We start from the raw sequence: 12,664 nt of genomic DNA, 5'->3' as shown, positions 1-12,664 counted from the left end.
GCTAACCGGCACGTTCGCCTTGCCATCGCCCCATCGAGCTGCTTAGGCTGCATGCTCCCACTCCACCGGTTTTATCCATGGAAAGCAGCCAAAGTTGGCGTCAGCGCCTGTACATCATCATCTTCCACACCGACACCCCGGCCGGGCAACGCTTCGACCGTTACCTGCTGCTGGCCATTCTGGCCAGCCTGGTCGTGGTGATGCTCGACAGCATCGACAGCATTCACAGCCAGTACGGCGCGCAACTGCTCGGCCTGGAATGGGGCTTCACCGTCCTGTTCGCCATCGAGTACATCACGCGCCTGTACTGCTCGCCCAAGCCGCTACGCTATGCCTTCAGCTTCTTCGGCCTGGTCGACCTGCTGGCGGTGCTGCCGGCGATCCTCGCCCTGCTGTTCGCCGATGCCCAGTACCTGCTGATGATCCGGGTGATCCGCATGCTCCGGGTATTCCGCGTGCTCAAGCTTGCACCTTATCTCAGCCAGGCCAACTTCCTGCTCACCGCGCTGCGCGGCAGCCGGCAGAAGATCATCGTGTTCTTCGTCGGCATCGCCACCCTGGTCACGGTGTTTGGCACCCTGATGTACGTGATCGAAGGTCCGGCGAACGGCTTCACCAGTATCCCGATCAGCATCTACTGGGCGGTGGTGACCCTGACCACCGTCGGCTTTGGCGACATCACCCCGAAAACCGCGCTCGGCCAAGCCATGGCGACTCTGGTGATGATCACCGGCTACTCGATCATCGCCGTACCCACCGGCATATTCACCGCGGAACTGGCCACGGCGATGCGCACCGATGGCCAACTCGAACATGACTGCTCGCATTGCCACAAAGACCGGCATGATAGCGCCGCAGCCTTCTGCAACCGCTGCGGCAGCCCGCTGTTCGGCCGCCCAACCGACTTGTCTGACGACTCACGCTGACGCAATCCGGGGGCCTGCCGCAGTGCTCACGGGTTGCAGGCTGCGCGATCAAAGCCGGCCTTTGGATCTGGAGGAAACTGCACATGGACGAAGCCCTTCCTCCCATGCCCGGCCCCGCCAAGGCGGCCTGGATCGGCTTGCTGCTCGGCCCCTTGCTGCTATTGGTCTGCCTGCTCAGTGAGCCGCCAGCCGGGCTGACCACTGGCGCCTGGGCCACCGTCGGCTTGACCCTGCTGATGGCCACCTGGTGGTCCACCGAAGCCATTCCCATCCCCGCCACAGCCCTGCTGCCGATTCTGCTGATCCCGGCCCTGGGCATCGACAGCCTGAATGCGGCTACCGCGCCCTACGCCAACCCGACCATCTACCTGTTCCTTGGCGGTTTCGTGCTCGGCCTGGCCATGCAGCGCTGGAACCTGCACAAGCGCATCGCCCTGCTCACCCTGCTGACCATGGGCAGCCAGCCGAGCAGGCAGATCGCCGGTTTCATGCTGGCCACCGCCTTCCTCAGCATGTGGGTGAGCAACACTGCCACCACCATCATGATGCTGCCCATCGGCCTGTCGGTGATCGGCCTGCTGGCCGGCGAACGCAACTGCGCCGACCAAGAAACCGAACGCTTCGCCACCGCCCTGCTCCTGGCCATCGCCTATGCCGCCAGTGTCGGTGGCATCGCCACCCTGATCGGTACTCCGCCCAACGCCCTGCTGGCGGCCTTTCTCAATGACAGCTACGGCGTGCAGATCGGCTTCGGCCAATGGATGCTGATCGGCCTGCCCGTAGCGCTGCTGATGCTGGCCGCGATCTGGTGGTGGCTGACCCGTGGCGGTTTCAAGCTGAGCGGCCATGACAGCGGTCAGCTGATCCGCGCAGAACTGGCGGCGCTCGGCCCCCTCAGTCGCGGCGAGAAGCTGGTGGCCCTGGTATTTCTCTGCACCGCCCAGGCCTGGGTATTCCAGCCGCTGATCGCTGCGCAGGTGCCCGGCGTCAACGACACCAGTATCGCCATCGCCGCCGCCCTGGCGCTGTTCATCATCCCGGTGGACGCCAGGCAGCGGGTGTTCCTGATGAACTGGGAGAGCGCCGTCAAGCTGCCCTGGGGCGTACTGCTGCTGTTCGGTGGCGGCCTGTCCCTGGCCGGAGTGATCCGCAGCACGGGTCTGGCCGAATGGATCGCCCAGAGCCTGGGCATGCTCGGCGCCTTGCCGATGCTGGCGATGATCGGCGTGACGGTGCTGGTGATCATCTTCCTCACCGAAGTAACCTCCAACACCGCCACCGCCGCAGCCTTCCTGCCGCTGCTCGGCGCCCTGGCCGTGGCCCAGGGCATGCCGCCGGAACTGCTGGCGATTCCCGCCGCCATCGCCGCCAGTTGCGCGTTCATGATGCCGGTGGCGACGCCGCCCAACGCCATCGTCTTCGGCACCGGACATATGCGCATCCAGTCGATGATCAAGGCCGGCTTCGCCCTCAACCTGATCGGCGTGGTGCTGGTGACCCTGGTCAGCTACCTGCTGGTGGGGCTGATCTGGAGTCATTGAACGCCAGCGGCGTGATGCCCATTGTAGGTAACGGCGTGCCGCTGGCGCATTGCAAGCAATCAACGGGGCACGCCTAACCCAAGGTGGCGGATCTAGCCGCGCTCGACCGGCGCCGAGGTCAGCTCGAAGGGGCTGTTGCTGCGCCGCTGATTGCGGTCTTCGCGCGGGGTTGCACCGAAGAAGTTGCGGTAGGCGCTGGAGAAGTGCGGGCCGGAGGAGAAGCCGCAGGACAGGCCGATCTGGATGATCGACTTGCTGGTCTGCATCAGCAGTTGGCGCGCCTTGTTCAGGCGCAGTTCCAGGTAGTACTGGCTGGGTACGCGGTTCAGGTACTGCTTGAAGATGCGCTCCAGCTGGCGGCGCGAGACGCAGACGTGCTGGGCGATTTCGTCGGTGGTCAGCGGCTCTTCGATATTCGCCTCCATCAACAGCACCGCCTGGGTCAGCTTGGGATGGCTGGAACCCAAGCGGTTCTGCAACGGAATGCGCTGGCGCTCGCTGCCCTCGCGAATACGCTCGACCACCAGTTCTTCCGACACCGCGCCCGACAGCTCGGCGCCATGGTCGCGGGCCAACAAAGCCAGCAGCAGGTCGAGCACGGCCAGCCCGCCACAGGCGCTGAGGCGATCACGGTCCCAGTCGAACAGGTGGCTGGTGGCGATGACCTTGGGGAAGCGCTCGCTGAAATCGTCCTGCCAGCGCCAGTGCACGGCGGCGCGGTAACCATCGAGCAGGCCCAGTTGCGCCAGGGGATAGACCCCGGCGGATATCGCGCCGATCACGCAACCGGCACGCACCAGCTGCTTGAGCGCGCTGGACAAGGCCAGAGGCATGGGCCCGGGGGGCTCGTCGGCGAGCAGGAAAAGCTTGTGCAAACCATCCAGCCTGCCCGTCCAGGCTTCACCCGGCAGGCGCCAGGCACCTTCGACCGGGGGCTCGGCCTGGATGAACGACAGTTCGTAGACCACGTCCGGGTGGACACGCTGGGCAACGCGCAAGGCCTCCTCGGCCAACGCCAGGGTCAGGGGCTTGCAGTTGGGCCAAAGCAGGAAGCCGATTCGATGGGCAGTCATGGGGGCAGTTTAGGCTCTGGCAGGCATTTAAGGGCATGTCACACGGATAAGAGTTTCGACTGTCGTAGGAGCGGGCCATGCCCGCGATAGCAATCTGGCCGCCAATTTAGCGGCCATGGACCGCTCCTGCGATCGGCTAACCGATGCATAGCGTTATTTAAGGCTACCAGAGAGAAACTGCTGGAGGCGTTCCGATTGTGGATTGACCAACACTTCGCGCGGGTCGCCACGCTCCTCGACCACGCCCTTGTGGAGAAATACCAACTGGTTGGAGACCTCGCGGGCGAAGCCCATTTCGTGAGTGACCACCACCATGGTGCGGCCTTCCTGAGCCAGATCCTGCATGACCTTGAGCACCTCGCCGACCAGTTCGGGGTCGAGGGCCGAGGTCGGTTCGTCGAACAGCATCACCTCCGGCTCCATGGCCAGGGCCCGGGCGATCGCCACGCGCTGCTGCTCGCCGCCGGACATGTGCGCCGGGTAGGCATCCTTGCGATGAGCCACGCCAACCTTGTTCAGGTAATGCTCGGCTTTTTCCCGGGCTTCGGCCTTGGCGATACCGAGCACATGCACCGGCGCCTCCATGACGTTTTCCAGGGCGCTCATGTGCGACCACAGGTTGAAATGCTGGAACACCATGGCCAGGCGCGAGCGCATGCGCTGCAACTGCTTGGGGTCGGCGGCCTTGAGCGCGCCCTCCTTGTTGGCCAGCAGCTTGAGTTCCTCGCCGTTGAGCAGGATCTTGCCGCCGTGGGGCTGTTCGAGCAGGTTGATGCAGCGCAGGAAGGTACTCTTGCCCGAGCCGCTGGAGCCGATGATGCTGATCACGTCGCCAGCCTTGGCCGCCAGGGACACGCCCTTGAGCACTTCGTGGCTGCCGTAGCGCTTGTGCAGATCCTGAACTTCGAGTTTGTACATGGTTTCCACTCTCTTGAATCAGTCGCTGAGCAAGCGACCCTGGCGAATAGGGGTACGACCGGCGACCTTGGCCAGCCACAGACCCGGCTGGGCAAAGCGCATCCGTTCACGAACATAGAGCACACCATCGGTCGAGGCGCAGACGGTGCTGTGGCGATCGCTGAGCGGATCGATCACCTCGAACAGCGGATCGCCGATCTTGACTCGCGCCCCCACCGGCTGCAGAAAACTCACCACTCCGGCATGCGGCGCGCAGGCATATTCGGCGCCCTCGAAAGGCGTGGCCTCGCAGCTGTCTTCGGGCGCCGCCGGCCAGTCGCCGGCAATCAGGCCCTGCTCGGCGAGAAACGCCAGAATGCTCTCGGCACTGGCTACGGCCTGCTCCTTGCCGGTATCGGCCATGCCACCCAGCTCGACCGTGGTGGCCAGGCACGCCAGCGGGATAGCCGCTTCGGGGAATTGCCGGGCCAGGTGCAACCAGGGCAGCGAGCAGGCTTCGTCGAATGAACTGCCCCCACCATCCTCGGTGACCAGCACCGCGCCGGCCTGCAGGCGGGCGGCCAGTGGACGCAATTGATCCCATTGCTGCGGCAGGGTGTACAGATGCACCACCGCCTCGAAGTCGCAGTGCAGATCCAGCACCACATCGGCATCGCTGGCGTGCTTGAGCAACAGGCGCTGCAAGGCCTGCAATTCGGAAGCCGGCGCAGGCAGCACACCCAGCGCGGCCAGCATCGCCGAGCGGATCAAGCGCACATTGGCCGGGCCATCCTCGCCCAGACAGCCTTGCAGGGCCGGGGCAATGGCCTCGGCCAGGGCGAAGAAGTCACGGTTGAAATTCTTGCCGCTGGCGAACTCGAAACGCCCCTGCTGGGTCGCCTGGAACAACTGCCCCAGGCCGATCGGATTGGCGACCGGCACCAGTTCGATCACGCCGCTCAGGCGACCCTGGGCTTCGAGTTCGTGCAGGCGCCGCTTGAGTTCCACGGCGACCCGCATGCCCGGCAGCTCATCGGCATGCAGGGATGCCTGGATGTAGGCCTTGCACGGGCCGCTGCCAAAGCGGAATACACTTAACCGCCGTTCCGTGCCGGGGCAGTTCCAGGGCAGCACATGATCGATCCGTTGCATGTTCGCCTCCTCAGGTCTTGCGTGGCGCCAGATAGGCCAGCCAACGGCGCTCGGCATGTTTGAACAGGCGCACCAGGACGAAGGTCAGGCACAGGTAGAACAACCCGGCGGTGATGAACGCCTCGAACGGCAGGTAATGCTGCGAACTGACGGTGCGTGCCGCGCCGGTGATATCGATCAGGGTGACGATCGACGCCAGGCTGGTGGTGTGCAGCATCATGATCACTTCGTTGCTGTACTGCGGCAGTGCCCGGCGCAATGCCGACGGCAGGAGAATGCGCCGGTACAGCTTGCCCCGCGACATGCCCATGGCCTTGGCCGCTTCGATCTCGCCATGTGGGGTCGACTTGAGGCTGCCGGCGAGGATCTCCGCGCTGTAGGCACTGGTGTTGATGCCGAACGCCAGGCAGGCACAGAAGGTCGCGCTGGAAAAATACGGCCAGAGAAAACTCTCACGCACCGCCTCGAACTGGGCCAGGCCGTAGTAGATCAGGAACAATTGCACCAGCATCGGCGTGCCGCGGATCACATAGGTGTAGAGCCAGGCCGGAAAATTCAGCAGCGGCGACTTGGACACCCGCATCAGCCCCAACGGAATCGCCAGCGCCAGGCCGAAGGCCAGGGAAATAAGGAGAAGCTGCAGGGTAACCAGTACGCCACTGAAATACAGCGGCAGGTTTTCCCAGATCACGTTGTAGTCGAAGATCATGCGTTCGCTCCCATGCTCACAGATCGGCGGCTTTGGTGCCGACCGAGTAGCGCTTTTCCACATAGCGCAGCACCAGCAGGGACACGCTGGTCAGCACCAGATAGAGCGCGCCGACCGCCAGGTAAAAGGTAAACGGCTCACGGGTGGCATCGGCCGCGCTTTTCGCCTTGAACATCATGTCCTGCAGCCCCACCACCGAAATCAACGCGGTGGCCTTGGTCAGCACCAGCCAGTTGTTGGTGAAGCCCGGAATGGCGAAACGGATCATCTGCGGCACCAGGATGCGAAAGAACACCTTGCTGCCACTCATGCCGTAAGCGGCGCCCGCCTCGCTCTGGCCTTTGGGGATGGCCATGAAGGCGCCACGAAAAGTCTCCGACAGGTAGGCGCCGAAGATGAAGCCCATGGTGAATACGCCGGCGATAAACGGATTAATATCGATGTATTCGTCATAACCCAGCAGCGGCGCCACCCGGTTCACCAGGTCCTGGCCGCCATAGAAAATCAGCAGAATCAGCACCAGGTCGGGAATGCCGCGAATCACCGTGGCGTAGGTTTCACCGAGAATCGCCAACCACCTGATCGGCGACAGACGGAACGCCGCACCGAGCAAGCCGAGGAAGATGGCTACCGTAACGGATGACAGAGCCAGCATCAGGGTGAGCCAGGCGCCTTCGAGAATGGTCGAGCCGTAGCCGTCAAGCATGCTCTGGTACCTCATACAGGCGCCGGGCGGCGCCGAGGAGCACAACGGAAAAGTGGCACAAGCGCGCTACCGGCCTGTTTGCGCCACTCTCACTGATAAACGACTTGCCTGCAGCAGTCAGTCGCCGTAGACGTCGAAGCTGAAGTACTTGTCCTGCACTTCCTGGTATTTGCCATTGGCCCGAATAGCGGCGATGGCTGCCGTGATCTTGTCGGCCAGGGCCGTATCGCCCTTGCGCACGGCAATCCCCTGGCCTTCACCGAAATACTTCACATCGGTAAAGTCCGGCCCTGCGAAAGCGAAACCCTTGCCGGCGTCGGTCTTGAGGAAACCGTCGTCGATGTTCACCGAATCGGCCAGAGTGGCGTCCAGGCGACTGGAGGTCAGGTCGAGGAAGATTTCGTTCTGCGAGCTGTAACGCACCACTTCAGCGCCAGCCGGGACGAAGACCTCGGTGGCATAACGGTCGTAAACCGAAGAGCGCTGCACGCCGATTTTCTTGCCCTTGAGGTCGACCAAAGGATCGTTGATCACACTACCGGCCTTCATCGCCAGCTTGGCCGGCGTTGCATAGTACTTGCCAGTGAAATCCACTGACTTCTTGCGGTCTTCGGTAATCGACATGGACGACAGCACCGCATCGAACTTGCGCACTTTCAACGCTGGAATCAGGCCATCGAACTCCTGTTCGATCCATTTGCACTCGACCTTCATCTCTTCGCACAGGGCAACGCCGATATCGTAGTCAAAACCAGTGATATTACCGTCAGGAGTCTTGTAGGCGAACGGCGGGTAAGCCGCTTCGATACCGATGCGCAGGGGCTTGCTGTCATCAGCCATGGCCAGCGGCGCCAGCACGGATAGCGCCAGTGCGCCGAGAAGTGCAATCTTCTTCATCTTGTGACTCCTTCGAATGGGAATGGATGCGGCTGGCAGTAACCCTGTGAGCACACATGCCTCCAGCCACGGATAACTTGCAGCGAACGTCGCCGTCTTTGCTGGGCAACAGACAGAGACAAGCAGTTCCGGCTGGGTGTGCGGCATTCTAGCGACAGGTCGAAAGTCGATATTTCTTCAATGCGACAAGTAATTACAAAAGACCCGGACGGGCACTGCGGACGTATTGACAGCCCCCGACAAATATGCAGGGACAGAATGGAAAGACAACCTATTAGCCAAGCAATTACTGCGCCTGATTTTGCAAAACCCTTTATTCACGGGCCTTTCAGGTCATTTGTATTTTTCAAAGCCGCACCAAATCGGCGCAAAGCGTTTCCCTGCACCCCATAAACCGCGCACGGCGTTACCCTTTCGGTGACAACGCTGAACCCGTAGGAGCAGCGGGGGGGCCTAGCCCATGCCCGCGAAGCTTTTGTCTTGCAGAGTTTTCGCGGACATGGGACTGGGCGTCGCCCCCGCTCCTACCGATATTCCGGCAGCCACAAACGACAACGCCCCACCTCGGTTCGTGGCCGAGGTGGGGCGCGGTTTGCCGGTGCCGGTTAGGCGACCTGCATGTCGCGATGAGTCTCGATGAGGTGTTGCACCACGCCAGGATCGGCCAGCGTGGAGATATCGCCGAGCGCATCATATTCGCCGGTCGCGATCTTGCGCAGGATGCGGCGCATTATCTTGCCCGAGCGAGTCTTCGGCAAACCGGGAGCCCACTGGATAACGTCTGGCGAGGCGATCGGACCGATCTCCTTGCGCACCCAGTTCTTCAATTCCTGACGCAGTTGCTCGGAAGGCTCCTGACCACCATTGAGGGTGACGTAGACGTAGATGCCCTGCCCCTTGATGTCGTGCGGCACACCGACCACTGCGGCTTCCGCCACTTTCGGGTGGGCGACCATGGCGCTTTCGATTTCGGCGGTACCCATGCGGTGACCGGAAACGTTGAGCACGTCGTCGACCCGGCCGGTGATCCAGTAGTAACCATCTTCGTCACGGCGGGCACCGTCGCCGGTGAAGTACATGCCCTTGAAGGTCTTGAAGTAGGTATCGACGAAGCGGTCGTGGTCGCCGTACAGGGTACGCGCCTGACCCGGCCAGGAATCGATGATCACCAGGTTACCCTCGACGGCCCCTTCCAGCAGGTTGCCCATGTTGTCCACCAGCGCCGGCTGCACGCCGAAGAACGGACGGGTTGCCGAGCCTGGCTTGAGCGCGGTCGCGCCCGGCAGCGGGCTGATCATGATGCCGCCGGTTTCGGTCTGCCACCAGGTGTCGACGATTGGGCAGCGTTCCTGGCCGACCGCCTTGTAGTACCAGTTCCAGGCTTCCGGATTGATCGGCTCGCCCACCGAACCAAGCAGACGCAGGCTGGAGCCATCGGCACCCTGCATGGCTGCATCGCCCTGGGCCATCATCGCGCGAATCGCGGTCGGCGCGGTATAGAGGATATTGACCTTGTGCTTGTCGACGATCTTGGCGACGCGGGTGATATCCGGGTAGTTGGGCACGCCCTCGAACAGCAAGGTGGTCGCGCCGTTGGCCAGCGGGCCGTAGACGATGTAGCTGTGACCGGTGACCCAGCCGACATCAGCGGTGCACCAGTAGACGTCGCCCGGTTTGTAGTCGAATACCCGCTCATGGGTCAGCGCGGCATACACCAGATAACCGGCGCTGGTGTGCTGCACGCCCTTGGGCTTGCCGGTGGAGCCGGAGGTGTAGAGGATGAACAGCGCTTCCTCGGCACCCATTTCTTTCGGTGCGCAGACGCTACCGGCGACCGCCATCAGGTCTTCGAACCAGATGTCGCGGTGCGGGTGCCACTTGATATCGCCACCGGTGCGCTTGCACACGATGATCTTCTGCACGCTGGCAGTTTCCGGGTTGGCCAGGGCGTCATCGACGTTGGCTTTGAGCGGGGTGCGCTTGCCGCCACGCAGGCCTTCGTCGGCGGTGATCACCACCTTGGACTGGCAGTCGATGATGCGCCCGGCCAGCGCTTCCGGCGAGAAGCCACCGAACACCACCGAGTGGATCGCACCGATACGGGCACAGGCGAGCATCGCCACTACCGCTTCCGGAATCATCGGCATGTAGATGGTCACTACGTCGCCACGGTGCACGTCCTGGCCGCGCAGGGCATTGGCGAACTTGCACACTTGCTCGTGCAGCTCGCGGTAGGTGATGTTCTTGTGCTCGGACGGATCATCGCCTTCCCAGATGATCGCCAGCTGATCGCCACGCTCCTCCAGGTGCCGATCGAGGCAATTGTAGGAAACGTTGAGGGTACCGTCGGCGAACCACTTGATATCGACGTGGTGGTCGTCGAACGAGGTCTGCTTGACCTTGGTGAACGGCTTGATCCAGTCGAGACGTTGGGCCTGCTCACGCCAGAAGCCGTCGGGGTTGATCACCGACTGCTGGTACATGGCTTTGTAGGTGGCTTCGTCGGTAAGCGACTGAGCCGCCACCTCTGGGCGCACGGGATAGAGGGACGCAGCACTCATTGGATAGACCTCGGTGGGTAGTTGTTTTTCTATGGGGCATTTTGTAACCAGATACCCCTACTAGGGCCATTCGACCATGGTATTACCGCTCTACAACCATGGTCTTGCACCACTGACAGCCCGCAAAGGCGTTGCAAGCATGCCTCAGCGGCTGTGAAAAAACCGAGTACCGTCGCGGGCGCTTGGAGACGGCCGCAGTAGGTGCGGGTCTTTACATAACCTCTCAGTAAAGCAGTTGCACGACCAGCTGCCAGGCACCGCTGCAACCGCAATCGGGTCGCTGACCGGCCGTCAAAACGCTCGACGGGGTAGATTGCAGGCGAAAAAAAGGCGACCTAACGAGAGGCCGCCTACCCAAACATTCCGCAAGCGGAATGGAGAACCACTTACATCCAAATCACGCAGGATCCGAACGTAGCCAGTCTCGCCCTCGCCCCGTCCGCCGACAATTGCACCAAGGTCGTAGGCCAGTCGCGGCCCTCACTTGTAGGAACGTGGGGGGACTGGGCGCCCCCCCGCTCCTACACTCAGCTCGCCACTCATTCCTTACCCAGGCCATGCTGGCGCAGCTTGTTGGCGATGGTGGTGTGCGACACGCCGAGGCGCTTGCCCAGCTGCCGGCTGCTCGGATGGTCGTGGTACAGGCGCTCCAGCACCGCCTTCTCGAAGCGCCCGAGGATGTCGTCCAGGCCGCCCTCCAGCGAGAACTCGCCCAGCGGCTGCGGTGCGCCGTAGTCCGGCAGGCGGATGTGTTCGAGCTTGACCGTACCGCCCTCGCACAGCGACACCGCCTGGAACAGCACGTTTTCCAACTGGCGCACATTGCCCGGCCAATGATAGTGGCCGAGCTTGTCCAGCACCTGGGGCGCCAGCTTCGGCAACGGGCAGCCGATCTGCCGGCTGGCCGAATCGAGGAAGTGATCGACCAGCGGCGCCAGGCCGTCCAGGCATTCGCGTAATGGCGGGATATGCAGGCTGAGCACATTGAGCCGATGGTAGAGGTCCTGGCGGAATTCGCCCTTGGCGCATAGCTCGGACAGGTCGACCTGGGTGGCGCAGATCACCCGCACATCCAGATAAACCTCCTCGTCGCTGCCGACCCGGCGGAAGCAGCCGTCCTGCAGGAAGCGCAGCAGCTTGGCCTGCAACCGCGGGCTCATCTCGCCGACGCCATCGAGGAACAGGGTGCCGCCGGCAGTCAATTCCAGCAGGCCGAGCTTGCCTTCCGGCCGTGCGCCCTCGAAGGCGCCGGGGCCATAGCCGAACAGCTCGGTCTCGGCCATGGACTCCGGCAAGCCGGCGCAATTCAACGCCATGAACGGCGACTGCCCGCGCGGGCTGGCCAGGTGGCAGGCGCGCGCCAGCAGCTCCTTGCCGGTGCCGGTCTCGCCCTCGATCAACAGCGGCGCATCCAGCGGCGCCATGCGCCGCGCCTCGCGCACCACCGCGGCCATCACCCTGGAGCTCTGGAAGATGCTGTCGAAACCGCGCAACTCCTGCTTGCGCACATGGTAGATGCGCTCGCCGACGCGGTCGGCGCGGTGCAGGGTGAGTACCGCGCCGGCCAGGGCATCGCTCTCTTCGTGTTCGGTCTGCAGCGGGGCGATGTCGGCGAGGAACACATCGCCCTTGACCTTGACCCGCAGGCCATTGATCCGCGACTTGTTGGCACGCACCAGTTCCGGCAGGTCGAAATCCTCGGCGTAGCGCGACAGTGGAATGCCCGGCACCTCGTCCACACGCACGCCGAGCAACTGCGCGGCGGCGCGGTTGGCGGCGACTATAGAGCCGCCCATATCGATCGACAGCACCGGAAAGTCCAGGGCGCCGAGCAAGGCGTTCAACTCCAGATGGCGGCGCTCGCTGGGCATCAGGCCGACGCGCTTGACCCCGAACACCCCGGGGATCGCCTCCAGCTTCGGCCGCAGGGCCTGGAACTGCAGGTTGATCAGGTTCGGGCAGAGCATGTAGATGGCGTTGCCCTGCTCGCCACCGACTTCGCCACGGGCGACGTTGATACCGTAGTCGACCAGCAGGTTGAGGATGTCGCGCAGAATGCCGATCCGGTTCTGGCAGTGAATCTTGATACGCATGGCAGGCCCTGAACATATTTCCTGATAGCAGAGCGTCGAAAATCGACGGCCTCTCCATATTTTTCGTCAAGAATATGTGACAGGTTAGCCCAGCAGCAAGACGATAGTT

The 12,664-nt window shown here is 62.9% G+C and carries 10 protein-coding genes; 2 read left to right on the top strand and 8 right to left on the bottom strand.

The window, feature by feature from the left end; translation table 11 throughout:
• Nucleotides 1–77: 77 nt before the first annotated feature.
• Complete coding sequence (locus tag R3355_RS19930) at nt 78–926, top strand: ion transporter (protein WP_318962742.1); 849 nt, start codon at nt 78–80, stop codon at nt 924–926.
• A gap of 83 nt (nt 927–1,009) precedes the next feature.
• Nucleotides 1,010–2,467 carry a DASS family sodium-coupled anion symporter gene (locus tag R3355_RS19925; RefSeq protein ID WP_318962740.1) on the top strand — a complete coding sequence of 486 codons (1,458 nt, stop codon included), beginning with the start codon at nt 1,010–1,012 and terminating at the stop codon, nt 2,465–2,467.
• Between the two features lie 92 nt (nt 2,468–2,559).
• On the opposite strand, the gene argR is transcribed toward R3355_RS19925, so the two are convergent.
• The 8 genes from argR to R3355_RS19885 form a co-directional block, all read right to left on the bottom strand.
• The gene (gene argR, locus R3355_RS19920; RefSeq protein WP_318962739.1) at nt 2,560–3,540 is read right to left on the bottom strand and encodes a transcriptional regulator ArgR; all 981 of its coding nucleotides are present in this window, start codon (nt 3,538–3,540) and stop codon (nt 2,560–2,562) included.
• Nucleotides 3,541–3,693: 153 nt separating this feature from the next.
• Nucleotides 3,694–4,458, bottom strand: a complete 765-nt coding sequence (locus R3355_RS19915; protein ID WP_318962738.1) for an ABC transporter ATP-binding protein — start codon at nt 4,456–4,458, stop codon at nt 3,694–3,696.
• Nucleotides 4,459–4,476: 18 nt separating this feature from the next.
• Entirely contained in the window at nt 4,477–5,589 is a 1,113-nt protein-coding gene (locus R3355_RS19910; RefSeq protein ID WP_318962737.1) for a M14 family metallopeptidase, read from the bottom strand.
• Nucleotides 5,590–5,599: 10 nt separating this feature from the next.
• On the bottom strand, nt 5,600–6,298 hold the full coding sequence (locus R3355_RS19905) for an ABC transporter permease (protein ID WP_318962736.1): 699 nt from the start codon (nt 6,296–6,298) through the stop codon (nt 5,600–5,602).
• A gap of 16 nt (nt 6,299–6,314) precedes the next feature.
• Nucleotides 6,315–7,004, bottom strand: coding sequence for an ABC transporter permease (locus R3355_RS19900; RefSeq protein WP_318947072.1), 690 nt, complete (start codon nt 7,002–7,004; stop codon nt 6,315–6,317).
• 117 nt (nt 7,005–7,121) lie between these two features.
• On the bottom strand, nt 7,122–7,901 hold the full coding sequence (locus R3355_RS19895) for an ABC transporter substrate-binding protein (protein WP_318962735.1): 780 nt from the start codon (nt 7,899–7,901) through the stop codon (nt 7,122–7,124).
• Between the two features lie 605 nt (nt 7,902–8,506).
• On the bottom strand, nt 8,507–10,462 hold the full coding sequence (acs, locus tag R3355_RS19890) for an acetate--CoA ligase (RefSeq protein WP_318962734.1): 1,956 nt from the start codon (nt 10,460–10,462) through the stop codon (nt 8,507–8,509).
• 539 nt (nt 10,463–11,001) lie between these two features.
• A complete protein-coding gene (locus tag R3355_RS19885) occupies nt 11,002–12,555 on the bottom strand; it encodes a sigma-54-dependent transcriptional regulator (protein WP_318962733.1) in 1,554 nt (517 codons plus the stop codon).
• Between the last annotated feature and the right edge of the window lie 109 nt (nt 12,556–12,664).

It is taken from the genome of Pseudomonas sp. (assembly GCF_033723075.1).
Classification (GTDB): Bacteria; Pseudomonadota; Gammaproteobacteria; order Pseudomonadales; family Pseudomonadaceae; genus Aquipseudomonas.
Note: the sequence above shows the minus strand (reverse complement) of the source record. Positions and strands in the feature narration are given on the sequence as shown.